Below are 26,224 nucleotides of genomic sequence, written 5' to 3'. Positions count from 1 at the left end.
AGCGAGTTGGCAATGTAAAATACTGCCATAAACAAAATGTTTAAGCATAATATTCTTTGACTCAAAGCCTTACAAACAGTATCATTCGCGCGCTATGAAAAAAGTTAGAATTCCAAAATCGGTAGATCCGGTTCGCACCGCAGGTAAAGAAATTAGTTATGATGGCTTAGTGCCCTCATCAGGTTTGCCGCGTTTGCAAGAGATGTTGTTCACCCCGAGTGACGATGCTGAGGTTACCCTCGCATTTGATCGGGACGAGCAAGGTATCGTATTTTTCCGTGGTGAGGCTAAAGTAGAAGTTACTTTAGCGTGTCAACGCTGTGGAGAACCGATGAATATGCCGTTGACGGTTAAATTTCAGTATGCGCCAGTAAATCATAAGGTGACCGCCGACGATTTGCCTGGCTACTACGATGCAGTGGAAATAAACGAACTCGGAGAAGTAGACCTTCACGCAGTTGTTGAAGACGAGCTTATTCTTGGGTTGCCGCTGGTTGCTATGCATGCTGTGAATGAATGCGCAATTGATCGCGATGCTATGACGTTTGGGGAATTGCCGCCTGAGGCGGAGAAGAAAAACCCATTCGCGGTGTTGCAACAGTTAAAGAAATAACAGTTTAAGAAAACGTTTTTAGGAGAGTATTCCAATGGCAGTACAAAAGAACCGTAAAACCCGTTCTAAGCGTGGTATGCGTCGTGCTCACGATTCACTAGATGGTGTTGCATTATCAATTGATCAGACCAGTGGTGAGACGCATCGTCGTCATAACATCACAGCTGACGGTTACTACAAAGGTAAGCAAGTTATTGCTAGATAAAGTGCATGAGTTCGCTCACGCTCGCTATTGATGCAATGGGCGGTGACCGTGGTCCCGCTATTGTTGTTGCAGCGCTCAAACGAGCGCTGCAGTCATTTCCCGATACTGAGTTTTTAGTATTCGGCGACCAAGCTATTCTTATCCCATTATTACGTGCGGAAAAAATTCATTCTCATCCTCGTCTTGCCCTTGAACACACGGATGAAGTTATTGAAATGACCGATAAACCGGGTCAAAGTTTGCGCTCTAAACCTAAAGCCTCGATGCGGCTTGCTATCGAGTCGGTGGCCGATGGCCGTGCCCAAGGCTGTGTCAGCAGCGGTAACACCGGTGCGTTAATGGCTATTGCGTATTTAAAGCTAAAAACCATTCCTGGTATTCTTCGTCCAGCTTTAGTAGCTCAAATTCCGACAGAACATGGCCGCCAAGGCTTTTTACTTGATCTTGGCGCTAACCCTCGTTGCGACGCCGATACTTTATTTCAATTTGGTGTTATGGGCTCGGTGCTAGCGAAAGAAGTTGCCGGTATAGCAGCGCCCAAAGTAGCCCTGTTGAATATGGGTGAAGAAGACATTAAAGGCCCCGATGCAGTGCGCCACGCCGCCCAGCAGTTGAAAGACTGCGCTGATATTAATTACATTGGCTTTATTGAAGGCAATGACTTGTTTTCAGGTAAAGCAGATGTGGTGGTATGCGACGGCTTTACCGGTAACGTAGCGCTGAAAAGCTGTGAAGGCATGGCCCAACTAGTTTATCAAAATCTGCATAAAAGTATGAAAGGTTATTGGTTTAGCCGCCTTATGGCATTGTTTTTATTTAAGCGCTTTAAAAAATCATGGAACTGGCTCAACCCCGACCAGTACAACGGTGCAAGTCTGCTAGGATTGCGCGGTGTGGTCATGAAGAGCCATGGTAATGCGTCGGCTAATGCATTTTATAACGCCATTAAGCAGGCGCAGGCAGAGTCGTCTTTCCAACTGCCTAAACGCATTCATGACCGAGTTGAGTCGGTGCTACTAAATACGGAGTAGCTTCCTTACATTCCTTATTAAAGGAAAGGAACGGTATGTTTTCACGCATTTCTGGCACGGGGCATTATTTACCTTGCCAACGCCTTACTAATCAAGACCTTGAACAACGTGTCGATACTTCAGATCAATGGATTATGGAGCGCACTGGTATTCGTGAACGCCGTATTGCCGCCAGCGATGAAAATGTGGTGTCTATGGCAGTGCAATCAGGGCAAGCAGCGTTACAAGCGGCTAAGTTAAATGCCCAAGACCTTGATATGATTATTGTTGCCACCACCTCTGCCGACAAAGCATTTCCCAGCGCCGCCTGTGAAGTACAAGCCCAATTAGGTGCCACAAAAGCGGCTGCCTTCGATGTGGCCGCCGCCTGTGCAGGCTTTATTTTTGCTATGAGTGTGGCCGATCAATATATAAAAACCGGTATGGCAAAGCATATTTTGGTTATTGGTGCCGATGTGTTGTCGCGCTTATGTAATCCGGATGATAGGAACACCATTGTTCTTTTTGGTGACGGTGCAGGTGCGGCGGTTTTAAGTCGGGCGGCGCAGCCAGGTATTTTGTCTACCCATATATATTGTGACGGCGAATATGCAGCGTTACTTGGTGCCGACTTGCCCACTCGAAACCCAGACCCCATTACAGAACAAGCTTGGTTATATATGAAAGGTAATGAGGTATTTAAGGTGGCGGTACAAAAGCTGTCGGAGTTAGTGCAAGACACCTTAGAAAAACATAATTTAACCGCCGATTCCCTTGACTGGTTGGTGCCGCATCAAGCGAATTACCGTATTATTCAAGCCACGGCAAGAAAATTAAAAATGCCTATAGAACAAGTAGTGCTAACCTTAGAATATACGGGTAACACTTCAGCGGCTTCGGTACCTATTGCCCTAGATGTAGCCATACGCGATGGCAGAATTCAGCGTGGCCATCGGCTGTTATTAGAAGCCTTTGGCGGTGGTTTTGCGTGGGGTTCAGCACTAATTGAATATTAATTTTAGTAGTCTCATATAATTGGCTTATATAAAGTAATTAAAGGTAACAGTAATGACCAAACAAGCATTTGTATTTCCTGGCCAAGGCTCGCAAAGCGTGGGTATGTTGGCGGATTTATATGCCGCCTATCCCGTTGTGCAACAAACCTTTAGCGAAGCAAGTAAGGCCTTAGGCTATGACTTGTGGGCCGTGGTGGAAAGTGACAGCGACGGCCGCTTAAATAAAACCGAAGTAACTCAGCCGGCTATACTTACTGCCAGCGTAGCTATTTTCCGCGTGTTAGCCGAACAACCAAATTACCAAGCGCCCAGTATTATGGCGGGTCATAGTTTAGGTGAATATTCAGCCTTAGTGTGCGCGGGTGCACTTGCTTTTGCCGATGCAGTAAAACTTGTAGCTTTACGCGGCGAAGCTATGCAAGCAGCGGTGCCAGAAGGAACCGGGGCCATGGCCGCCGTAATTGGCTTAGACGACGCCGCGATTGCTTTAGCCTGTGAACAAAGTGCTGAAAATGAAGTGGTAGCTCCAGTTAACTATAATTCACCAGGGCAAGTGGTTATTGCCGGTAATAAAGCCGCAGTAGAGCGTGCTAGCGAAGCCTGTAAGGCCGCAGGAGCCAAACGTGTGCTGCCGTTGCCGGTGAGTGTGCCGTCGCACTGTGCGCTTATGCAGCCCGCTGCAGAGGCATTAGCCGAGGCGTTGCAAACAATAGTCATTCAAGTGCCTAACATTCCGGTTGTGCATAATGTGAACGTGAACGTAGCCACTTCCGCAGAAGACATACGCCAGGCATTAATTGAGCAGTTGTATTCGCCGGTACGTTGGACTGAAACCGTGCAACACATGGCTACACTTGAGGTAACCCACTTATTTGAAGTGGGGCCGGGTAAAGTTTTAACTGGGCTAACGAAACGTATTGACAAAACGCTCACCGCTCAGTCGCTTAGCGACTTAGGCAGTGTGCAAGAATTTATCCAATAAGTTGAAGCATTGAAGGGGACACGAATGAGTGACTTGTCAGGACAAATAGCGGTGGTAACAGGTGCTAGCCGCGGCATTGGTCGCGCTATTGCTGAAAGCTTAACGGCTCAAGGCGCAACAGTTATCGGAACAGCAACCAGCGACCAGGGTGCAGCTGCTATTAGTGAATATTTAGCCGACCAAGGCAAAGGGTTTCGTTTAAATGTTAACGAAGCAGGAGCCATTGAGGCCTTTATTGCTGAAGTGCAGCAAGAATTTGGCACGATCGACATTTTGGTTAATAATGCCGGTATTACCCGTGATAACTTGCTTATGCGCATGAAAGACGATGAGTGGGATGACGTGATTCAAACCAACTTAACGGCGGTGTTTAAGCTAAGCAAAGCAGTAATGCGTGGTATGATGAAAAAACGTCAGGGGCGTATTGTTAATATTGGTTCGGTGGTGGGCACCACAGGTAACCCAGGGCAAGCAAACTATTGTGCAGCCAAAGCTGGTTTAATAGGCTTTACTAAGGCTTTAGCAAAAGAAATTGCTTCGCGTGGGGTTACCGTTAATGCGGTTGCACCTGGTTTTATCGACACGGATATGACAAAAACCCTGACAGATGACCAAAAAGCACAAATCTTTGGTACAATTCCGGCAGCTCGTTTAGGTAAGCCAGAAGAAATTGCAGCCGCAGTGTCTTTCTTGGTTTCCTCAGGAGCAGCCTACGTTACAGGCGAAACCATTCATGTGAATGGTGGAATGAATATGGTTTAGTGAGGTCGTACCTCGACCTTTCTATAGAAGTTTCTCTTTAATCATGGGGCGAGTTTGTCTAAACTAGCCGCAAATTAATTCAAGGTACCTTTGAGGGATCATAATGAGCACTATCGAAGAACGCGTTAAAAAAATTATCATTGAGCAACTTGGTGTAAAAGAAGAAGAAGTAAAATTAGAAGCTTCTTTCGAAAATGACCTAGGTGCAGACTCGCTAGACACAGTAGAATTGGTGATGGCTCTGGAAGAAGAGTTTGAAACTGAAATTCCAGACGAAGAAGCAGAAAAAATTCGTACGGTTCAAGCAGCAATTGATTACGTAACAAATCACTCAGCTGACTAAGTGAACATATTTATATAAAGGGCGGAATAATATTCCGCCCTTTTTTTTGCCTGCTTTTTAATGGAAAAGATAAGCAGGCTAGGTAGAATATACACAAATAAATATAGACATGAGGTTGCTATGACAAAACGGCGCGTCGTTGTTACTGGTTTAGGTATGGTTACCCCGAATGGGCTGAATGTTGAGACAACGTGGCAAAGTATTCTTGCCGGGCAGTCGGGTGCGGGGCCTATTGAGCATTTTGACACCGAGTTATTTGCCACTAAGTTTGCGGCCTTGGTAAAAGGCTTTGAGGTGACCAATTATATGAGCGCAAAAGACGCGCGTAAAATGGACACCTTTATTCAATATGGGGTGGTAGCAGCCCAAGAAGCCATGAGCGATAGTGGCTTGGAAGTTACCGACCGCAACCGCAGCCGTATTGGCGTTATGATTAGCTCGGGTATTGGCGGCTTAGAAGGCATTGAAGAAAACCACCTTAAACTGCAACAAGGCGGCCCGCGTAGGGTGTCGCCTTTCTTTGTACCCTCGTCGATTATTAATATGATCAGTGGTCAGGTGTCGATGCGCCACGGCTTAACGGGGCCTAATATGGCCGTTGTAACAGCCTGCACCAGCGGTGTGCATAACCTTGGCCAGGCGGCTCGAGTGATAGCTTATGGCGACGCCGATGTAATGCTGGCAGGAGGCGCTGAAAAAGCGTCTACCCCGCTGGCTATGGCTGGCTTTAACGCCGCCCGAGCGTTGTCGACCCATAACGACAACCCGGCAGGCGCAAGCCGGCCTTGGGATAAAGGACGTGATGGCTTTGTGCTTGGCGACGGTGCTGGGGTAGTGGTACTCGAAGAGTACCAGCATGCTAAGAAACGTGGTGCTACCATATATGCAGAGCTAACGGGCTTTGGTATGAGCGCAGATGCCTTTCATTTAACGGCCCCGCCAGAAAACGGCGAAGGTGCGAGTGCGGCTATGCAAAATGCACTTCGCGACGCACAACTTGATTATGCGGCTGTGGACTATATTAATGCCCATGGCACCTCAACGCCTGTGGGCGATATTGCAGAAGTACGAGCCATCAAGTCGGTGTTTGGTAACGCTACCCAGGTGGCTATTAGCTCTACCAAATCAATGACTGGACACTTACTTGGTGCAGCTGGGGCGATAGAGTCGATATTTTCGATTTTAGCAATTCGAGATCAAATTGCCCCGCCCACACTTAACCTAAACGAGCCAGATAACGAGTGCGACCTAGACTTTGTACCTCATAAAGCGCGGCCAATGATGATTGCACACGCCTTGTGTAATTCTTTTGGCTTTGGTGGCACCAATGGTAGTGTGTTGTTTTCAAAATTAACCGAATAGGTGGGCATTGATGCCAAATAACCGCACGACGCTTGAAAAGGAATTTATAACACTGGTAAATGGCATCCCAGCCACTAGCATAGCAGTGGCTGATCGTGGTTTATTATATGGCGATGGTTTTTTTACTACTCTGCAAGTGAAACATGGCAAGCCACTGTTATGGCCACACCATCAAAAGCGCTTACAGCAGTGTGCCCGAGTGCTACTAGGCTGGGAAATACTACCGCAGGGCTTGCTGGCAACCTTGCTGGCTGAAATTAAGCAAGTCACCCACGGCCAACAGCGTTGTGGTGTACGTATTACCTTTACTCGCGGAGAAGGCGGTCGGGGTTATGCGCCACCAGTTAAACCACAAATTACTCGTATTGTGAGTGCATTTATGTGGCCCGAACATTATCAGCAGTGGCAACAGCAGGGTATAAAAACCGAACTGGCGCAATTTTATCTGATGAATAGCCACCCCGCCTTGGTTGGGCTAAAAACCCTGAACCGGATCGAGCAGGTGATGGTGAAACAAGAGCTAGCACTTTACCAAACCGACGACGTAATTGTGCTCGACGAGCAAGGGCATGTGGCAGAAGCCAGTGCTGGCAATATATTTTGGCGAAAAAACAAAGCGTGGTTCACCCCGGCCCTAACCAAGGTAGGTGTTCACGGTGTGGTGCGCTGTGCTTTATTGCAGAAGTATTCGAAAGTAACCTTAGTGAACGCACCGGTAACAGAGCTGATAAATGCCGATGAAGCCTTTGTGTGTAATGCACTAATGGGGCAAGTTAGTTTGCGAAACTTAGGCGGTTACAAGTTTCCAGTGGTTCGAGACTATTCTACTGCTCGAACACTTAAGTTAATGGACTAGGGCATGCTGAAGTTTTTCCGACGCCTTATTATTGGGGTTGTAAGTACGGCGTTTGTCGCACTGTTTGCCGGCTACTTTTGGCTACAACATTGGTATGAAACAACCCCATTGCAAATAACCAGTGAACCTAGCCCACAATTAGTAGAAGTGGTGCGGGGCAGCCATGGCCGAAGCGTGGCCCGTTTACTTGCTGCGCAAGGCTTAATTGATCATCCATTACTTGCGTACTGGTCGGCTCGTTTGTTTGCTAATGTGCAGCATTTGCAAGCGGGCGTGTATGCGGTTAGCGGCAGCGACACGGTAAGCACCTTATGGCAAAAAATAGTACGAGGCGAACAACATTATTTTTCTATTACTTTCGCCGAGGGGTTGAATTTTGCTGAATGGCGGCAACTTATAGCCGAACATCCTTGGTTGCAGCCAGAGTGGCAAGAATTAAGTCCGCAGCAGATAATAAACCACTTAGCCCCCGATGCAAACTATACTTTGCCTGAAGGTTTGTTGTTTCCCGACACCTACAGGTTTTATGCCTACACTAGCGACCGCCAAATTTATCAGCAGGCTTATAACCGTATGCAAGGGGTGTTAAACGACTTATGGGCGCAACGTGCCGACCATTTACCGGTGGCTTCACCTTATGAAGCGTTAATACTGGCTTCAATTATTGAAAAAGAAACCGGCGCAGCCCATGAACGCGGGCTAGTGGCTTCAGTGTTTATTAATCGGTTAAATCAAGGCATGCGCTTGCAGTCTGATCCAACCATAGTGTATGGGCTGGGGGAACGCTATCGGGGGGCTATTTATCGTTCCGATATTAATGAAACCACCGCCTATAACACCTATCGTATTAATGCTTTGCCACCAACACCTATTGCTATGCCCGGCAAAGAAGCCATTGCTGCTACATTGCAGCCGAAAAAATCCGATTATCTCTATTTTGTGAGCCAAAATAACGGCACACATATTTTTTCCAAAACCCTAGAAGAGCACAACAGGGCCGTACAGCAATATCAGAGAAACAAATGAAAACACCATTTATTGTTATTGAAGGCCTAGAAGGCGCAGGTAAAAGCACAGTTATTGGTGTTATTACCCAGTGGCTAGAACAACGAGACATTCGCTATATTACCGTGCGCGAGCCCGGTGGCACGCCGTTGGCTGAAGCGTTACGAAGTTTAATAAAGCAAGATTGGGAAGAAACCGTTAGCCCAGAAGCAGAACTAATGGTGATGTACGCGGCGCGCGCTCAGCTGGTAAATGAAGTCATTTTGCCGGCGTTAGCGAAAGGCGTTTGGGTAGTAGGCGACCGCCATGACTTGTCGTCGCAGGCCTACCAAGGTGGTGGGCGACAATTAAACCAAACTATTTTAGCGCAGCTAAGCGCCATTACCTTAAAAGGCTTTAAACCCGACTTAACCCTGTATCTTGATATTGACCCTAGCGTTGGTCTAGCACGGGCTTCGGCGCGGGGCGAGCTGGATCGTATTGAACGGGAAGAGCTAGCGTTTTTTGAACGCACGCGGGCCCGTTATTTAGAACTGGCTGCTGCCGACCAAAGCATAAAAACTGTGCAGGCGGAACGAAGCCCAGCCGAAGTGAAAGCGCAAGTGTTAACTCTATTGGAGGAACAATGGCCGCTTTAGATTACCCTTGGTTAGGCCCGCTATGGCGACAATGGGTTGCAGCAAGGCAACAACAGGGCCTGCCCCATGCCATAGGCTTGCCTTGGCAACCTGAAGCAGGTAGCAAAGAGCTTTTAGACGCCTTAGTGGCATGGTTACTGTGCCAACAGCCAGGCAAAAGTGCTTGTGGGCAGTGTAAAAGCTGTTTGTTACATAAAGCGGGTAACCATCCGGACACTCTTCGGGTGGCACCTGAAGAAGGCAAGCGCATTGGTGTTGACCGTATTCGAGAGCTGCAAGATAAAGTTTGGCAGCGTTCGAACCAATCGGGGGCCACTGTGGTTGTCATTGAAAAAGCAGAGCTAATGACTGAAGCCGCTGCTAACGCTTTGTTGAAAACTTTAGAAGAGCCACCCGAACATAATTACTTGATAGTTTGCCCTGAACGTTTTTCGCGGTTACTACCAACGGTGCGTAGCCGCTTAACTGTATATCCATTACCTCGGCCAAGCTTGACCGACATTCAACACTGGCTAGAGCGCCATAGTGGCCAAGCTGTTACCGACCCAAGCTTGCTAAGCGAAGCTCAAATGCAGCCAGTTACGGTGCTTGAGCGTTTGCAAAGTGGCATTGGGGTAAATAATGACATTTGTTTAGCTATGTTTCGTGGCGAGCCGGCCAACGTGCCCGATAAGGGGCCTGAACAATTACTGTGGTTAGACGAATTCTTGCGTTGCCTTATTCGCGGCGCGCGGGCGGCGGCGTTTGCTCAGGCTGCGGGTCAAGTATCAACCAGCGCCGAGGCTGATCAAGAATGGCAAATATTTTTAACTACCTACCCACACCTCGCGACTAAGCTACCAATTTGGTATGATCGCGCGCTGGCCATAAAGCGCCAGTTACAAGGTAGTGGTGTGAATGGGAAAAACCTTATTCAACAACTATTAAGTGTCATGTATATGAACAGTATTCAAATAGAAGTGGAGTAAACATGCAGTTTGTAGACTCGCACTGTCATTTAGACAGAATAAAAGCGGTAGCAACAGAAGGAGTAGATGCAGTAATAGGGCGAGCAACCAGTGCCGGAGTTGAACACATGCTATGTGTTAGTGTAACACTGGCTGAGTATCCGAATATGCGCGCTGTGGTGGGTAATCGCGAAAATGTTAGTTTTTCTTGTGGCGTGCATCCGTTATATATGATGCAAGAAGCCTATTCGGCCGAGCGGCTACGCGAGTTAGTGACCGACGACAAAGTGGTGGCGGTGGGCGAAACTGGGCTTGATTATTATTACGATAAAGACTTTCACCAAGCGCAACGCGACAGCTTTGCCGGCCATATTGAAATAGCCTGCGAAGTAAACAAGCCGCTTATTATTCATACCCGAGACGCCCGTGCTGACACCATCGACATATTGCGAGAAGGGCGCGCCGAGCGTTGTCGTGGCGTGCTGCACTGTTTTACCGAAACTTTAGAAATGGCTGAACAAGCCCTTGATCTTGGTTTTTATATTTCAATTTCGGGCATTGTTACTTTTGCCAGCGCTAATGAACTGCGTGAAGTGGTTCAATATTTGCCACTTGATCGTATTTTAATTGAAACCGATTCCCCTTGGCTGGCGCCGGTGCCCCATCGTGGCAAAGAAAATGAACCCGCTTTCGTACCTGAAGTGGCTCGCTGTATTGCTGCCTTGAAAAAATGCACCGTAGCCGAAGTGGCCGAGCAAACCCGCAAAAACTTTTATGACTTATTTAATTTGGCACAGGCTTAACTAAATGCAGTGTATGCATTTGGCAGACAAGAAAAAGCTCGGAACGAAGGGGAGTGTTCCGAGCTCAGGGGAAGGACTCATTTAAGAGTCAAGTAACAACTCCTGCAAAAGCGATGACTGTATTCTTAATAACAAAGTCGCATTAAAAACCGAGCACCGCGGGGAGAAAACCTAAGTGAAAGCGATATAATGAGAATAGTTACTCTTGTTATACTTTGCCAATTTTTTGATCAGTTTATTTTCATTTTATGCTAGCGTAATGCCATTAAACTCAGAGTAGTCTATGAAAAAGCGCATTTCGAAACGGTTAGACACACGATTAGCCCTTTACCTTGCCGTGGCTTTGGTCGCTTTAGTATTGTTATTTGTTTTAACCACGCTAAGGTTTCAACAACAGCTTATTCAACAGCAAGTTCAGCAAGATATTTTGAATACCACCCAAAGCTACGGCGAAGGCATTGAATATATGCTTGAAGCCCGCATGAATGCGATTGAATACCTGGTGGAAGATATTGCCGAGCAAGGCCACGAACTTACCCTCTATTCTTCAACCCGCCGCAGCCTACAAGCCTTGTTTGACAGCTTTTGGTTGGTCGACGGCAATGGCAACATTCTCGAAAAGTGGCCACATTCTTTAAACGAAAACGCCATTAAACGTAACTTTGACTCTTTAGCTAAAAACATTCTGAATAACCACGGTAATAACCAATCGGTGAGGATTTCCGAGCCTATTCTTAACCCTATGGGAGCAGGGAAGCCTGTTATTCAACTTAGTTTGGCAATACAAACAAATGCTGAAAACCATGGTTACTTTATTGGTAACGTGAGTCTTGAACAAAACAGCTTACTTAACAGAGCTAAACCAGTCACCATTCGAGAAAGTGGCTTTTTGGCCTTGTCGTCGGTTACTGGCGCTATTATTTTTCACCCAATGTTAGCCGAGCCGCTAGGCAAAATACCTGCTGAACAACAATTACTGATCGACACCACCCTTGGGCAAAATAAGGTAGGGCAAGTTATTCATGAGCACGAAGGCACCTTATGGATGCAAGCTTTTTACCGTATAGATGAAGCCGGTTGGGTGCTTGCTGCGGTGCTGCCTTTAGCTGAAGCCATGAGACCCCTGTATGAATTACGTTGGGTGCTAATTCAGTTAGGCGTTATTGCCACTGCAATGTTAGTGGTTTTAGTGTTCGTAATTGTGCACATAAAACTAAAACCCTTACGCACTATGGGTGAAGAGCTCACCTTGGTACGAAAGTCGGAACGCAAACATATTAATTTACCTGGTAGTGTCGAGCTTGATGAACTAGCCCAGAGCTTTAACCAACTAATAAAAGCAAATGAACATCAGAAAAAACATAGTCAACAGCGCCAGGCGTATTTAGACATGGTGCTAACTAGCTCTTCGGTGGGGCACTTTATGACCGATCCTAAGGGCACCATAGAATACGTGAACGACGCACTGGTGGAAATAACAGGGTTAAGCCGTAGCCAATTACTGTCAGGTGAAATGCTGCTGCATGGTCCCGACAGCAACAAGAAAAAAATGAACCTGTGGTTTAAAAATGCGATTGAATCACAAAAGGAAAGCAGTACGGAGTACCAGTTCTTATGTACTAACCAGAAAATTATTTGGCTGAAAATCGTGCTTAAGCCAGTGTTCGACCATGGCATTTGCTTAGGGCACGTGGGTACGGTAACCGATGTAACCAGTCAAAATATAGAATTAGCCTCGTTACGCTCTAAGGTTAACCTAGACGAGCTCACAGGGTTAATGAACCGTCGTGGTATAGAACAAGTTATGACTACAGCTTGGAACGAAGCACGCTTGTATAGCCGTAAGTTAACCTTAATGGCATTAGACTTGGACCACTTTAAAGCGGTGAATGATCAGCATGGCCATGAAAAAGGCGACTGGGTGTTAAAACAAGTGGCTAAGCTACTTGAAAGCTCGGTGCGCGATACCGACTGGGTGGCGCGTATTGGCGGCGACGAATTTATTATTGTGTTACCACAGTGCCCTCATAATCGCGCCATAGAAATTGCTGAGCGTATTATAAATAATATGAAAGCTATTAATGCGCATCAAAAACTACCAGCAACCACCGTTAGTATTGGTATTGCTGAAATGGTTCCAAGCGACCAGTCGGTGTTAGATATTCTCCGCCGCGCCGACAAAGCTGCTTATGAAGCCAAGCATCAAGGGCGTAACCGCTGGGCCGTGGCTGAGGCCGACTAACTTAGTTCGCCGCGTAAGTTTTTCTTCAGTTGTACACATAACTCTGGCCCGGCCAAGCCTTTACTTAGTAAATAGTGAAGCTTGGTGAGCGCCGCTTCTATGGTCATGTCGTGGCCGCTAATTACCCCTAAGTCGGCCAGCGCGTTGCCAGTGGCGTAACCCTGCATGTTTACCGTGCCTTTAAAACATTGGGTGCAGTTTAATACTGGAATACCCGCCTGCACGGCCCGGCCAATAGCTTCAGGTAACGGGCCCGTATGGGGCGCATTACCTACGCCGAAGCTTTGAATAATTAAAGCTTTAACTGGTTGGGCAACAAGGCTGTCAATAATGTTGGCACTCATGCCTGGGTATAGGGTAACTACGCCAATGTCTTGTGCGGTTACCGCTTGTACCTGTAAGGGCTCATCACCTACTGGTTTTATTTCACCTTCAATTAAATCAATGTCGATACCGGCACGCAATAAGGGCGAAAAATTAGGCGAGGCGAAAGCGTCGAAACCATCGGCATCGGCTTTGGTAGCACGGTTACCACGAAATAGTTGATTGTTAAAAAACAAACTTACTTCATGAATAGGGTAGTGTGCGGCTAAATAAAGTGCATTTAATAAGTTTGTTTGGCCGTCAGAGCGTAACGCCGCCAAAGGAATTTGAGAGCCAGTAACAATAACCGGTTTACCTAGATTTTCGAACATAAATGACAAGGCTGAGGCCGTATAGGCCATGGTGTCGGTGCCGTGTAAAATAACAAAACCGTCGTAGCTGTCATATTTGCTGGCAATATCGGCCGCAATTTTTTGCCAGTCGCTTGGGTTCATGTCGGAACTGTCCATTAGCGGGGCATATTCGAATAAGTCGAAGGCGGGCATTTCTTCGCGGTAAAACTCAGGCATGCCTTTAATAGATTCGCCTAAAAACCCAGGGGCAGGAATATAGCCATGGTCCGATTTCATCATACCAATGGTACCGCCTGTATAGGCAATGTATATACGTTTCCGTGTTGTAGACACTAAAATACCTCGCGACATTCGGTGCAGCGGCTATATAAGCCGCGCGGATCATTATATTCAGTTAACACCGAAAACTCTTTTAATTGACGTTCAATAAATAATTGTGACAAGGCCCGTCGGTTGTTGTTGGCAACCGCATTAGGCGAGTTTTGTTGTAGCAGCTTATGCTTCAGCATAAAACTGCCAACCAAGGCCTGCGCCGAAAATAACTGTTCAATAATGTGATCAAGACTGCTTTGCTGTTTGCTCGGCATTTTTAAATAGTAATCTTCAATTTGGTAATCGGCACTTAGCTGCTCCAGCACCTCGCCTAAATCGGCTAGGGCATCAACTAAACCATGTTTAACCGCTTGGCGGCCGGTCCATACTCGGCCATCGGCCAATTGTTGTAAGTGCTGCGGCGAAAGTTTGCGGTGGGTGGCTACTAAGTCTAAAAAAGTTCGATAGGTGCGATCAACAGAATGTTGAATTATAAGCTCGGCGGTGGGGTCGAGGGTTTTGGCAGGATCAATAAAAGGCATTTCTGTGGTAGAAATACCGTCAATGCCAATACCTATGGTATTAAGGCTGTCTTCGATACTTAAAAACAAACCAAACACGCCAATAGAGCCCGTAATAGTAGTAGGGGCCGCATAAATTTTATCCGCTCCAAGTGCTATCCAATAACCGCCAGAAGCAGCAGTAGAGCTAAAGGAAGCATAAATGGGTTTGTTTACCTGTTTAAAACGCAGCATTTCTTGGCGTACTACTTCGGCAGCAAAGGCGCTGCCGCCAGGGCTATCAATTCGTAATACCACGGCTTTAACTTGCTCATTTAAACGCGCTTCACGCAGCTGTGCAGCTAAGCTGTCGCCGCCTATAGCGCCTGCCGAACTATAACCGTTGAATAGAGTACCGCTAGCAATAATAACTTCAATAATGTGCTGTTCGGTGGGCTCTGGCAGGGAAGTGAAGGTACGTAAATAGTCACGATAAGAAATAGCGTTATAACTGTGTTCGTCGTTTTCATGGCCACTGGCGGCAATTAATGTTTGCTTTATTTCGTAGCGCGACATTAAGGCGTCTACTAAGCCTGTTTGTAAGGCTAGTTGTGCTTCACTGAAGTCAGCGGCTTCCAAAGCATAAAGGTAGTCAGTAATACGGCCCGATAAAATTTGTTGATGAATAACCCGTTGTGCTGAAATACCCACCAAGTATTGCTGCCATAAATCGTTTAGCCACACCAAACCTTGGTGCCGGGCTTGGTCCGACATATTGTCGCGTTGATAGGGCTCGGTAGCTGTTTTATAGTCGCCGGCTTTAAAAATATGGGCGCGTACATGTAGTTTATCGAATAGTGTAGCAAAGTAATTTTGGTAGGCATGAAAGCCTTCAATAACTACGGCACCTTCGGTATGCAGTAACACTTGGTCGGCATGGGCGGCAAGATAATATTGGCTTTGGCTAAAGTAGTCGCCGCTGGCTATAACGGGCTTACCCGATTCGGCCCGAAAGCGAATTAGGCGTTCACCAACTTGCTGTAGCTTACTTAAGCCGGCGCCCCAAAAATAGTCCAGTTGTAAGCTTATACCGCTAATACGGTCGTCGTATTGGGCCCGATCTATGGCTGCTAAAATATCATAAAGGTAACTTTCGGGTGCCGACTCAGCCATACCAAAGGCTTGTTCAGCAAAGCGGTCGGCTGCACTTACGTAGGTTTCTTGCTCAACAATAATACCGCTTAGGTCGAGCACCAATAAGCTATGTGGCTTTACTTCAATGGTTTCGTCGCCACTGACTAGCATAAGCAGTACCGCAGCGAGTATAATGAAAAATACGAAGTTCACTATAACGCGGCGTATATTATTGATAAAGCGCCCAATAGGACGTAGTAAATTAAACAAAAATCTCATGCAGTTAACCACCAAAAAAAATCAGTGCTTAGTGTACCGATTTCCCTGCTTAAAACGAAGTGTGTTCTTTGTAAGGCGTGGGCACAAATGGTAGGCTGCATGATAATCTTCACCTTTACCATTTGTTAAAAAGAGAATTTTATGCACGCACGTCATTTGTTGTTAAATCGTTCGTCGATGCCCCGTTTAGTCGAGCCTAGCCCAACGCCCGCTGATATGGAGTTATTTGAAGCGGCTGCTTTGCGAGTGCCAGACCATATGAGCTTAACGCCATATCAAGTTACGGTCTTTCGTGGTGAGCAGTTAGATGACTTAGGTGATTTGTTTTATGCCACTGCCGAGCATGAAGAGCTGGGTGAGCAAACCATAGCCCGTGCTGCTTCATTACCTAAGCGAGCCCCCTTATTATTAATGGTGGCCACTCAGTATCAAGACCACGATAAGGTGCCTAAGCATGAACAGTTTGCCAGCGCCGCCTGTGCCGCTCACGCTATTTTACAAATGGCATTCACGCAAGGTTTTGGGGCCGTTTGGCGCACCGGGCCTTATGCTGAGTCGCAATTTTTAAAAGAACAGCTTGGCATACCCCATGAAGACATAGTGGCCTTTTTGTATATAGGCACACCAGCTGTACCTACGCCAATTAAGCCTGCTAAAGACAAAAAAATATTTGTCGACTTTGCCGGCTAGGGTTTAATGAATTAACGTCGCTGCAGCAATTGGCGCGACGTTTTCGCCAGTGTCGGCACGGCAATAGCACCACCTAAAGCACCCCCAACATGGCATAAATAGGCCACATAAGCACCACCTAGCCAACCGACACTTTGCCCAGCAGTAATAAAGTCATAGCCCAGCTTTAAAACCAAGGCAGCCAGTAACACTAAGCCTTTGGTTTTATCGGTTGCGAGCGTACGCAGCGCAGCGTAAGCCCAAACGCCATGTAGCACGCCAGAAAAGCCCACAAAGTGGTAATCATTGGCTAAATAAGCAGGCGCTAAAGTGGCAAATAAAGCGCTAAGTAAAATGACATTGAACAGTAGCCGATTAGTGAACAAGCCTTTAAACAAAAATACCAATAACCACAGCACCAATATGTTATAAAACGCATGTAGTGGGTTAATATGAACTAAGTGGGTTCCGAATATTCGCCATATTTGCGACCATAAGTCGCCTTCTATGAGTACCAGTGCTTCTTGAGCGGCGGTACTGTAAAGCACTAACACAATAACAACAGAAACCAGTGTTGTGGTAATTACAGGGTAATTAATACAGCAATATAGAGTAGTGCGGAATTTAGCAGGTAGCTGTTGCATGGTCTGTGTCCTTCTTGTTTTGTCACTTCAGTGGCTCGTTCAGATATGATACGGTGAAAGGTATCATCAGCGCAAAAGAGAGTATGACACTTCTTATGAACAACATAACAAAAGGCTTCTCCATAAATTCAGCTTTGCTGTTATTGGTGCCGCTACTACTAGCTGGGTGCCAACCCACAACGCCGGAGCCACAAACCGCCTTAGATCCAGAAGCCGCCACGGGCTGGACTCAGCAACAAGCGGTTATTACTAATGACTATATGGTGGTAGCCGCTAATGCCTATGCGGCCGACGCTGGTGCCGCAATTATTCGCCAAGGTGGTAATGCCATTGATGCAGCGGTAGCCGTGCAAGCCATGCTAACGCTAGTTGAGCCGCAGTCTTCGGGCATAGGCGGTGGTGCGTTTATTTTGTACTGGGACGCTGCCACAGAGCAGCTGTATACCCTTGACGCTCGCGAAACAGCACCGGAAGAAGCCACACCTGACTTGTTTTTGAACGACCAAGGTGAAGCGGTGCAATGGATTGAAGCCGTAGTGGGTGGCCGTTCGGTGGGAACCCCTGGTATTGTCAAAGGGCTGGCGGAAGCCCACCAACGTTTTGGGAAATTGAATTGGTCTACGCTTTTTAATGACCCTATACGGGTAGCAAGTGAAGGCTTTATAGTGTCTGCTCGTTTAGAGCAGTTAATAGCAGCGAATATTAACCCCGGGGTGGCGCAGTTAAGTGCGGCAAAAAACTATTTTATGCCTAATGGCCAACCCATTGCTGCCGGTAGTGTAAAAAAGAACCCTGAATTAGCCCAAAGCTTACAATTAATTGCTGAACATGGTGCCGAAGCCTTTTATCAGGGCCCTTTAGCAGAAAAAATAGTTCAGGCGGTGCGTCATGCTGAAATTGAGCCTGGGCGGTTAAATATGAACGATCTATTAAATTACACAGTTATTTGGCGTGAGCCCGTATGTGGCGACTACCGTACTTTACTGGTTTGCAGCATGGGGCCACCAAGTTCCGGCGGTACCACCATTGTGCAAATGCTTAAATTACTTGAGCCGTTTGATTTAGGCACCAGCCCCAATACCACAGGCTTGCATTACTTTACCCAAGCGTCGCGGTTGGCCTTCGCCGATCGCAATACCTATAGCGCCGACCCAGACTTTATCGATGTGCCGGTGGCCGCTATGCTGAGCGGCAACTACCTGAACGAACGCCGAGCACTGATTACCGATACGGATATGGGCACAGCATTACCGGGCCGGTTAGAAGGTGAGCCTTGGGTAAGCGCGGTTAGTTTGGAGCAACCAAACACCAGTCACTTTAGTATTGTCGATAAGGCTGGCAACGTGGTTTCCATTACCACCACTATAGAAATGGGCTTTGGCTCGAGTGTAATGGTGGGTGGCTTTTTATTAAATAACCAGCTAACCGACTTTTCCCTCAGCCCCAGCGACAGCCAAGGCTTAGTGGCGAACCGGGTTGAAGCAGGTAAGCGGCCGCGGAGCTCTATGAGCCCAGTTATTATTTTTGATCAAGATGGTGCTCCGTTACATGTGTTAGGTTCTCCGGGTGGTCCACGCATTATTAATTATGTAGGCCAAACCATTGTTGGCTTAGTCGATTGGCAGCTTAATATGCAGGCAGCCATAAACTTACCACGCATTACTAACATGAATGGCGTGACCACCCTTGAACAAGGCCTTGCCCCTGCCGATTGGCTGCGCGACTTATCGAGCAGGGGTCATAGGGTAGAAAGTAGAGCATTAAATAGTGGTTTACATGGTATTAGTCGGTTAACCGACGGCCGTTTATTAGGCGGTGTTGATCCACGCCGAGAAGGCAAAGCGGCGGGACACTAAGCGTGAAATAAACAAGCTTACATACGAGAGGGCAGAATTGAAGGGCGTACAAGTAAAGTTTTATGTTGTAGCGGTTGCTTTACTGCTTATGGTGGGTTGTAGCAAAGATCCCCAAATAACATCGCCGAATGAGGTTGTAGAAAGCTATTTTAAGGCTCTTTACAACGAACGCGATTTTGCTAAGGCATTAAGTTTCGCCAGCGCCCACCACCAAACCTTATTGAATAGTTACGGTACCCCTGCTTCGGTGGGCCGTTATTTATACAATATGAGTTATGATCATATCGACATTCAAGCAGAGCGGCCTTCGGGTGTAACCTATATGAATAACCCCAACAGCTTGCGGATAAGCGTATTAATAACGGGTTATAGTCAAGGGCAGCGCGCAGACGAGTTATTTGAAGTTATTGTGGTGTTTGAAGATGAAGGCTGGAAAGTCGATTGGAAACTCGACTCTCCATACTAAGCCCGCTTTTGAAGCAGCAAAGACTAAGTTTTTAAACGCTCTTGGTAAGGGGGCCAGCCAAGTGGCTTCCCTGCCAATAAATGCACATGAATGTGGTAAACAGTTTGCCCACCATGTTCATTGCAGTTCATCACCGTTCGGTAGCCCTGTTCGGCAAAACCTTGTTCACGGGCAATTTCGCCTGCCACCCAAAATAAATGACCCACTATTTCACGCTGCTCTTTGCCGATGTCGTTAGTAGTGGCTATGGGTTGCTTTGGAATAATAAGCAGGTGCACCGGGGCTTGCGGGTTAATGTCTTTGAAAGCCAGTGCCATGTCGTCTTCATAAACAATATCAGCCGGAATTTCTTTGCTAATAATTTTGTCGAAAATTGTTTCTTTGCTCATGGTAACTCCCTTTAATACACAATGCCTTATACTAGAGCCAAATGCAGAAGGGCTCAAGTTATTGAGCCCTTCATGGTTTTAAAAACATGGGTTAAAAGAGTTATTTACCGTTGATTAGTTGATGGTTTCTTGCGTTTGGTATTTTTGCTGTTCAAGGCTGCGGAAAAAGCTATCTATTTTAGGGTTACTAATTTCAATATCACGATGTTCAGCAATTAAACAATGCTCGGCTACATAGGTTTGAATATCGGAGTTATTGACTAAAATATGGTACCAAGGTTGGTTTTTAGCAGGCCGTGTTTGGGCCATGCGTTCATACCATTCAGGCGACAATGAAAAAACTGGATCAGCGTCAATTATTGCCCCCTGATAACCATACAACCCGTGTGTCACAACTTGACCAATGGCGAATTTCGCTCGCACCATAATGTGCTCCTTTCTGTCTACATTTTTTGTTCTTGCACGATAAATACTTATCGGCCGAAAAGGTGCGAGCTTGATACTTTTTTATGACATAAATAAATATTACTTCACTTGCATGCCAGGCTGTGCGCCTTCATGGGGGTTTAGAATATATAAATCACTACCACCTGGGCCAGCAGCTAGCACCATGCCTTCTGAAAGACCAAAGCGCATTTTACGCGGTTTTAAGTTAGCCACCATTACCGTGTGTTGGCCAATAAGGCTTTCTGGTTGGTAAGCGGCTTTAATGCCGGCAAACACTTGTTTGGTTTTTTCTTCGCCAATGTCTAAGGTCAATTTTATTAGCTTGTCGGCGCCTTCCACATGCTCGGCATTTACTATAAGCGCCACGCGCATGTCTATTTTGGCAAAGTCGCCGAATTCAATTTCATTGGCAATTGGCTCTATAGGCTCTTTCGCAGTGGTTGGCTTTTCTGCAACGGTAGTTGGGGCAGTTTCTTGTAACGATTCTTTAGACGCTTCAATCATGGCATCGACACTCTCGGTTGGTACACGCTGTAGTAGCGCTTTGAATTTATTAATACGGTGGCCGGTTAGCACTTGTTCAATGCTGGCCCAAGAAAAACTGTCATTTAAAAACTGTTCCGCATGGGCGGTTAGTTCTGGGGTAACCGGCTTTAAGTAAATCATCAATAAACGGAATAAATGCAGGCCCATGGAGCAAACGTCTTGTACCGCCTGTGCTTGGCCTTCTTGTTTGGCTAATTTCCATGGCTCTTTAATGGCAATATATTCATTGGCCCGATCGGCTAAGCGCATAATTTCACGCATGGCTTTACTGAATTCGCGGGCTTCATAGGCCTGTGAAATGACCGTTTGTGCCTGCTGGAATTCGGCCAGTAACTCGGGCTCGGCTATGTTTGCCGACAGTTGGCCGTCGAATTGCTTGGTAATAAAACCAGCACAGCGGCTGGCTATATTTACTACTTTACCGACTAAGTCGGAATTTACCCGTTGGGTGAAGTCTTCTAAGTTTAAGTCTAAGTCGTCAATTCGGTTACTTAGTTTGGCGGCAAAGTAATAGCGTAAATACTCTGGGTTTAAATGCTCTAAGTAGGTGCGAGCCATAATAAAGGTGCCGCGCGACTTCGACATTTTGGTGCCATTCACGGTTATAAAACCATGGGCCCAAACACTGGTAGGTTGGCGGAACTGAGCGCCTTTTAACGTAGCTGGCCAGAACAAACTGTGGAAATAAATAATGTCTTTGCCAATAAAGTGGTACACCTCGGCGCCACTGTCTTCTTGCCAAAACTCGTCGAAGTTTAAGCCAACCCGTTCAGCATAGTTTTGGAACGAGCTCATATAGCCAATAGGTGCGTCGAGCCACACATAAAAATACTTACCTGGGGCGTCTGGAATTTCAAAGCCAAAGTAGGGGGCGTCGCGGCTTATGTCCCACTGCTGCAAACCAGCGTCGAACCATTCGTTTAATTTATTCGCCATTTCTGGCTGTAACGAGCCCGAGCGGGTCCATTCTTTTAACATGTCGCCAAAAGCGGGCAAGTCAAAGAAATAGTGTTCCGACTCACGTACTTCAGGCACAGCACCTGACACGGCCGAGCGGGGGTCAATTAAGTCGATGGGTGAATAGGTTGCACCACAGCTGTCGCAGTTGTCGCCATATTGATCAACGGCTTTACATTCTGGGCAGGTACCCTTAACAAAGCGGTCGGGCAAAAACATACCCCGCTCTGGGTCGTATAACTGCTCTATAACACGGGTAGTAATATAGCCGTTGTCACGCAAGCGGGTATAAATAAGGTTGGCTAAAACTCGGTTTTCTTCGCTGTGGGTGGAATGATAATTATCGAACGACACACCAAAGTCGCTGAAGTCGGCTTGGTGGGCTTTACTCATTTCATCGATAAGCTGTTCAGGGCTAATACCAAGTTCGCGCGCTTTAAGCATAATAGGCGTGCCGTGTGCGTCGTCGGCACAAACAAAGTGACACTCATTACCTATAAGGCGTTGATAACGTACCCAAATGTCGGCTTGTATATAACCAAGCATGTGGCCTAAGTGAATTGGCCCATTGGCATAGGGTAGTGCATTGGTCACTAATATTTTTCTTACTGGTTTAGCCATGCTGCGCTCTCGTTCCTAAAATAAAGTCGGTGTGCTATATAAGGCCTGTATGTTAGCGTATTGAGAGAATTTTTTCATTAGCAATGATTTGCTTTTCAGGTGAACTTGTCCTTAAGATCAAATCACTCGAGCACGCCCAATGCACACCCAGTTGCATTCGCAAACAGGACAACAGCATGACAGACTCTTTGTACGACTATTGCCAAACATTACGCAGCGACACCTTTGTTCATGGTTTACTACCAAGCTGGTTAAGTATTCGCGGCCCAGTTATAGAGGTTACGTTACCATTTTCCGCTGAAAATGAACTGCGTAAACTGGTACAAAGCGACCCGCTATTAAAATCGTACCAATGGCATGTGCAGGTAAAAGTTGAATCGTTACCCCGCAAAGCTGGGGCCAAGGCCATTTCCAGCCGCAACGTTATTGCCATTGCTTCTGGTAAGGGTGGGGTTGGGAAGTCGTCGGTTACCGTAAACTTAGCCCTGGCATTACAAGCTAGCGGCGCCCGGGTAGGTATACTCGACGCAGATATTTTTGGCCCCTCGTTGCCCACCATGCTTGGCAATAAAACCGCTCAGCCCGAATTTAGCGGCGAGAAAAAAATGACGCCTATTGAGCGTTTTGGTTTGCAGGTGAACTCATTGGGTTATTTAACCGACCCGAACGACGCCACCGTATGGCGCGGACCTATGGCCAGCAGGGCGCTAGAGCAGTTATGCTTTGACACCCGTTGGCATAATCTTGATTATCTATTAATCGACATGCCACCGGGCACCGGCGACATTCAATTAACCTTGTCGCAAAAGTTACCGGTAACTGGTGCAGTTATTGTCACTACTCCACAAGAGGTGGCCTTAGCCGACGCCAAGAAAGGTATTGCCATGTTCCGTAAGGTGGGTTTACCCGTGTTTGGCTTAATTGAAAACATGAGTTATTACAGCTGCAGAGCCTGCGCCCATAAGGACTATATTTTTGGCCAGGGCGGTGGGGCACGCTTAGCTGCCGAACATCAATTACCTTTGTTAGGTGAATGGCCGCTCATGACCAGTATGCGCGAACAACTAGACGCCGGCACGCCCTTGGTGCAAAGTGAACCGAACCACGCAATGAGTGATATTATAAAAACAACAGCAGAGCACATGGTGGCCAATGCTTGGTTATTAAGTTCACCGAATGCGCCAGTAGGTTAACAGTAAGTATTTAGTGAAATAGTTATAGGGAACGAGCAATGCGTTTATCAGATGGACAAATAGAAAAGTATTTAGCAGACGGCTTAATTGGTATCGAGCCAATGCCAGAAACAAGCAATATTTCAGGGGTAACGGTTGATATTCATTTAGGTAATAGCTTCCGGGTAATTGACGATCATGCGGCCCCCTACATAGACATTAGCGGTAAGCGTGAAGACATTGATCAGGCCATTCAGCGGGTCATGAGCAGTGAAATTATTCTTGATGACAATGATCAGTTCTTTATTCATCCAGGTGAATTTGCCCTTGCGGTTACCCATGAGTCGGTTACTTTGCCAGATAATATTGTGGGCTGGCTTGACGGGCGCTCGTCGCTGGCGCGTTTAGGCCTTATGGTGCATGTAACGGCACACCGCATTGACCCGGGTTGGTCGGGGCAAATTGTGCTGGAGTTTTATAACAGTGGTAAGTTGCCGTTGGCGCTACGCCCGAACATGAAAATAGGCGCGTTAAGCTTTGAAGTGTTAACCGAGCCTTGTATACGCCCGTACAGTAAGCGTACCGACGCTAAGTACAAAGATCAGCGTGGGGCTACGGCAAGCCGAATTAGCGCCGACGAGAACAAATAAGCAAACAAACAACCAAAAAAAAGCCACTGTCAAAGTGGCTTTTTTATTTTTAGCATTTTCATAGATACGAAACGGTTAACGATAACGTTCGAACCAAGCCACAATTTGGTTTAATCGCTCTACTAAGTTCACTGGCTTACCGGCGCGGCTGAGGCCGTGGCCTTCACCACGAAAAACCACCATTTCTACTGGCACATTATTGGCTTTTAAAGCATAAAACCATTCTTCACCTTGGCCAATAGGAGTTATGTGGTCGCTGGTGCTATGAATTATTAGCGTTGGTGTTGTTACCTGGTTGGCAAATTGTAAGGGCGAACGGTTCCAGTAATAGTCGAAGTTCTCCCATAAGGTGCCACCAAACTCTTGCTGCATGGATAGGGGCGGAAAGGCTTGCGTACCGGCTTCCGAAATCCAGTTGCTGACACTACGCTGAGTAACGGCGGCACGGAAACGATTGCTTTGAGTAGTCGCCCAATTGGTTAAGAAGCCACCATGGCTGCCTCCAGTAATGAATTGACGATCTTGGGCTAACCAATTGTAGCGCTCTAGCACAGCATTTAAAGCCGTAATGTTATCGCGGTAGTCAACGCCACCGTAGTCGAAACGAACGCTGTTTTGGTAATCATAACCATAGCCGGTGCTACCACGGTAATTAACGAACACTACCCCATAGCCATGGCCGGCTAAAAGCTGGTTTTCAGGAAACCACTGGTGCCCCCACATACCACCAGGCCCGCCCTTAATATTCAGCACAATAGGTACTTTTGCGTTCTCTTTCGCTGTAGCTAAGTTATTGGGCGGTAAAAAGAATACATCTAGCTCTTGGCCGTCGCTGGAAACGGTTGTAAAGCGTTCGTAGGGCGTTAGTTGTAACTTGGCTAATAGGGCTTCATTCGGGTCGTAAAGGCTAGCCACGTTGTTGCTAGGGGCTACTGTGGCTGAAGCGGTGGTACGTACTAATTCAGCAGGCTGTGTTTCGTTGTCACGCAACCACGCCCAGTGCTGCCCGTTACTTGAAGCCACTAGTGAACTTAAGCTAAAGCCGCTACCAGTTACAGGCTGGTAACCACTACCGTCGAGGGCGAGCTGGAACAGCGCGCGGCTACCTTGATGGTCGGCAATAAACCAAAGGGCATTGTGCGCCAACAGCATTTGGCTAGGGCGGTGGTCCATTCGGCTAGCAAGTACTTTATGGCTGCTGCCACTGCGGTTAGTAACATACACAGCTGGGGCTGCATAGCTGTCGCTGCGCTGCACATAAGCCAGTTCGTTATTATTTAACCAGAGGGGTTGGCCGGCATAGGCGTCGCCGGTTTGAATGGTGCTTAGCTTGTTCTTGCTAAGCAATAAAAGGTCACTGGCAAAACCACCATCGCGGGCTTGTGGGTGGCGGTTGGCAGTAAACGCAATATGCTCCCCATTCGGACTTAAAGTGGCGCTATTGATGTCGTAGGCAAAGTCGGCTGCTAAGCGCGTTAGGGTGTCGCTAGCAATATGGTATTGCCATAAGGTGGTACGGCGCTCGTCGCGATAACCGCCTTGGCGTTTGTATTCCGCATACTGAATAAAGTCGCTGTCGGGCTTATGGTCAGGCTCTTTGTCGGCTTTAGCGCGCGGGTCGGTTACTTCGGGTTTGTGGCTTAAGGTAAGCAATAAGCGTTCGTTGTCGGGGTACCATTCGACACTGCGAATAGACGCCTGTTCTAAATGTAGCAACAACGTAGCTTCACCGCCGTCGGTAGCAATGCGGTATAAGCCACTGATGGTTTTTGTTGTGCCTGCTGGTGCTGCGCTTGGCCGGCTGCCTTGAAACAACAACTGTTTGCCGTTGGGTGAAAATAACGGGCTTGAATCACTTTTGCCGGAAGTAAATTGCTGCGGAGCGCTTCCCCCTAAGCGGTGTAACCAAATGGAAGTATCGCGGCTACGGCGGTCGTCGCTTACTGCGGCTTGTTCAAAGGCCAGTAGTTCGCCACTAGCGCTTAAGGCAAGACTACTTAACTCTTTTAAGTTGTAGTAGTCGGCTGGCGCAAAGGGTTGCGCCGCCGTTGTGTCTTGAGCCAAAGCACTACCGCTAAATAGCAGTGCTAAGGTTAGGCTTTTAAACATACGTTTCATTAT

26 protein-coding genes are annotated in these 26,224 nt (G+C 47.1%); 19 read left to right on the top strand and 7 right to left on the bottom strand.

Translation table 11 applies throughout. From position 1 onward, the window contains the following. Positions 1–94 precede the first annotated feature (94 nt). The 14 genes from yceD (at position 95) to M1L23_RS05015 (ending at position 12,784) form a co-directional block, all read left to right on the top strand. Positions 95–613 carry a 23S rRNA accumulation protein YceD gene (gene yceD, locus M1L23_RS05080; RefSeq protein ID WP_252626027.1) on the top strand — a complete coding sequence of 173 codons (519 nt, stop codon included), beginning with the start codon at positions 95–97 and terminating at the stop codon, positions 611–613. A gap of 34 nt (positions 614–647) precedes the next feature. Then, positions 648–818, top strand: a complete 171-nt coding sequence (gene rpmF, locus M1L23_RS05075) for a 50S ribosomal protein L32 (protein WP_252626026.1) — start codon at positions 648–650, stop codon at positions 816–818. A 5-nt stretch (positions 819–823) separates the two neighbouring features. Further along, positions 824–1,849 (top strand): phosphate acyltransferase PlsX, encoded by a 1,026-nt coding sequence (plsX, locus tag M1L23_RS05070; protein WP_252626025.1) that lies wholly within the window; start codon positions 824–826, stop codon positions 1,847–1,849. 35 nt (positions 1,850–1,884) lie between these two features. Continuing rightward, the gene (locus M1L23_RS05065; protein ID WP_252626024.1) at positions 1,885–2,844 is read left to right on the top strand and encodes a beta-ketoacyl-ACP synthase III; all 960 of its coding nucleotides are present in this window, start codon (positions 1,885–1,887) and stop codon (positions 2,842–2,844) included. A 52-nt stretch (positions 2,845–2,896) separates the two neighbouring features. Next, a complete protein-coding gene (fabD, locus tag M1L23_RS05060) occupies positions 2,897–3,826 on the top strand; it encodes an ACP S-malonyltransferase (protein WP_252626023.1) in 930 nt (309 codons plus the stop codon). 24 nt (positions 3,827–3,850) lie between these two features. Beyond that, entirely contained in the window at positions 3,851–4,588 is a 738-nt protein-coding gene (gene fabG / locus M1L23_RS05055; RefSeq protein ID WP_252626022.1) for a 3-oxoacyl-ACP reductase FabG, read from the top strand. Positions 4,589–4,691: 103 nt separating this feature from the next. Beyond that, positions 4,692–4,931, top strand: coding sequence for an acyl carrier protein (acpP, locus tag M1L23_RS05050; protein WP_252626021.1), 240 nt, complete (start codon positions 4,692–4,694; stop codon positions 4,929–4,931). A 120-nt stretch (positions 4,932–5,051) separates the two neighbouring features. Next, positions 5,052–6,293 (top strand): beta-ketoacyl-ACP synthase II, encoded by a 1,242-nt coding sequence (gene fabF, locus M1L23_RS05045; protein ID WP_252626020.1) that lies wholly within the window; start codon positions 5,052–5,054, stop codon positions 6,291–6,293. Between the two features lie 10 nt (positions 6,294–6,303). After that, entirely contained in the window at positions 6,304–7,149 is an 846-nt protein-coding gene (pabC, locus tag M1L23_RS05040; RefSeq protein ID WP_252626019.1) for an aminodeoxychorismate lyase, read from the top strand. 3 nt (positions 7,150–7,152) lie between these two features. After that, positions 7,153–8,175, top strand: coding sequence for an endolytic transglycosylase MltG (gene mltG, locus M1L23_RS05035; protein ID WP_252626018.1), 1,023 nt, complete (start codon positions 7,153–7,155; stop codon positions 8,173–8,175). After that, positions 8,172–8,792, top strand: coding sequence for a dTMP kinase (gene tmk, locus M1L23_RS05030; protein ID WP_252626017.1), 621 nt, complete (start codon positions 8,172–8,174; stop codon positions 8,790–8,792). Before mltG ends, tmk begins: the two co-directional genes overlap by 4 nt. Continuing rightward, a complete protein-coding gene (locus M1L23_RS05025) occupies positions 8,780–9,760 on the top strand; it encodes a hypothetical protein (protein ID WP_252626016.1) in 981 nt (326 codons plus the stop codon). The genes tmk and M1L23_RS05025 overlap by 13 nt, the downstream gene beginning before the upstream one ends. Positions 9,761–9,762: 2 nt before the next feature. Then, a complete protein-coding gene (locus M1L23_RS05020; protein WP_252626015.1) occupies positions 9,763–10,542 on the top strand; it encodes a TatD family hydrolase in 780 nt (259 codons plus the stop codon). A 283-nt stretch (positions 10,543–10,825) separates the two neighbouring features. Then, positions 10,826–12,784, top strand: coding sequence for a sensor domain-containing diguanylate cyclase (locus M1L23_RS05015; RefSeq protein ID WP_252626014.1), 1,959 nt, complete (start codon positions 10,826–10,828; stop codon positions 12,782–12,784). Here the strand turns inward: M1L23_RS05015 and ansA are convergent. Both ansA and sppA read right to left on the bottom strand, forming a co-directional pair. Further along, entirely contained in the window at positions 12,781–13,794 is a 1,014-nt protein-coding gene (gene ansA / locus M1L23_RS05010; RefSeq protein WP_338021827.1) for an asparaginase, read from the bottom strand. The two genes, M1L23_RS05015 and ansA, sit on opposite strands and share 4 nt — an antisense overlap. Then, positions 13,794–15,686, bottom strand: coding sequence for a signal peptide peptidase SppA (gene sppA, locus M1L23_RS05005; protein WP_252626013.1), 1,893 nt, complete (start codon positions 15,684–15,686; stop codon positions 13,794–13,796). The genes ansA and sppA overlap by 1 nt, the downstream gene beginning before the upstream one ends. Positions 15,687–15,827: 141 nt before the next feature. Here sppA and M1L23_RS05000 point away from each other — a divergent pair, with 141 nt between their 5' ends. Continuing rightward, positions 15,828–16,376: a nitroreductase family protein gene (locus M1L23_RS05000; protein WP_252626012.1), complete on the top strand. Its 549-nt coding sequence runs from the start codon at positions 15,828–15,830 to the stop codon at positions 16,374–16,376. A gap of 11 nt (positions 16,377–16,387) precedes the next feature. Here M1L23_RS05000 and rrtA read toward each other — a convergent pair whose 3' ends face one another. Further along, entirely contained in the window at positions 16,388–16,999 is a 612-nt protein-coding gene (rrtA, locus tag M1L23_RS04995) for a rhombosortase (protein WP_252626011.1), read from the bottom strand. A gap of 95 nt (positions 17,000–17,094) precedes the next feature. On the opposite strand from rrtA, the gene ggt reads away from it, so the two are divergent. Next, entirely contained in the window at positions 17,095–18,855 is a 1,761-nt protein-coding gene (gene ggt, locus M1L23_RS04990; protein ID WP_252626010.1) for a gamma-glutamyltransferase, read from the top strand. Between the two features lie 37 nt (positions 18,856–18,892). Further along, positions 18,893–19,321, top strand: coding sequence for a hypothetical protein (locus tag M1L23_RS04985; protein WP_252626009.1), 429 nt, complete (start codon positions 18,893–18,895; stop codon positions 19,319–19,321). Positions 19,322–19,344: 23 nt separating this feature from the next. On the opposite strand, the gene M1L23_RS04980 is transcribed toward M1L23_RS04985, so the two are convergent. The 3 genes from M1L23_RS04980 to metG all read right to left on the bottom strand — a co-directional run bounded on the left by M1L23_RS04980 (position 19,345) and on the right by metG (position 22,281). Beyond that, on the bottom strand, positions 19,345–19,710 hold the full coding sequence (locus M1L23_RS04980; protein ID WP_252626008.1) for a histidine triad nucleotide-binding protein: 366 nt from the start codon (positions 19,708–19,710) through the stop codon (positions 19,345–19,347). Between the two features lie 114 nt (positions 19,711–19,824). Continuing rightward, complete coding sequence (gene hspQ, locus M1L23_RS04975; RefSeq protein ID WP_252626007.1) at positions 19,825–20,136, bottom strand: heat shock protein HspQ; 312 nt, start codon at positions 20,134–20,136, stop codon at positions 19,825–19,827. A gap of 99 nt (positions 20,137–20,235) precedes the next feature. Then, positions 20,236–22,281 carry a methionine--tRNA ligase gene (metG, locus tag M1L23_RS04970; protein ID WP_252626006.1) on the bottom strand — a complete coding sequence of 682 codons (2,046 nt, stop codon included), beginning with the start codon at positions 22,279–22,281 and terminating at the stop codon, positions 20,236–20,238. 176 nt (positions 22,282–22,457) lie between these two features. Here metG and apbC point away from each other — a divergent pair, with 176 nt between their 5' ends. Together apbC and dcd are read left to right on the top strand one after the other, a co-directional pair. Then, the gene (gene apbC, locus M1L23_RS04965; RefSeq protein ID WP_252626005.1) at positions 22,458–23,474 is read left to right on the top strand and encodes an iron-sulfur cluster carrier protein ApbC; all 1,017 of its coding nucleotides are present in this window, start codon (positions 22,458–22,460) and stop codon (positions 23,472–23,474) included. A 38-nt stretch (positions 23,475–23,512) separates the two neighbouring features. Then, the gene (gene dcd / locus M1L23_RS04960; RefSeq protein ID WP_252626004.1) at positions 23,513–24,103 is read left to right on the top strand and encodes a dCTP deaminase; all 591 of its coding nucleotides are present in this window, start codon (positions 23,513–23,515) and stop codon (positions 24,101–24,103) included. A gap of 75 nt (positions 24,104–24,178) precedes the next feature. Here the strand turns inward: dcd and M1L23_RS04955 are convergent, their stop codons facing one another. Continuing rightward, complete coding sequence (locus tag M1L23_RS04955; RefSeq protein WP_252626003.1) at positions 24,179–26,221, bottom strand: S9 family peptidase; 2,043 nt, start codon at positions 26,219–26,221, stop codon at positions 24,179–24,181. Positions 26,222–26,224: the final 3 nt, after the last annotated feature.

This window comes from Aliidiomarina quisquiliarum, assembly GCF_023922585.1.
Taxonomy (GTDB): domain Bacteria; phylum Pseudomonadota; class Gammaproteobacteria; order Enterobacterales; family Alteromonadaceae; genus Aliidiomarina; species Aliidiomarina quisquiliarum.
Note: the sequence above shows the minus strand (reverse complement) of the source record. Positions and strands in the feature narration are given on the sequence as shown.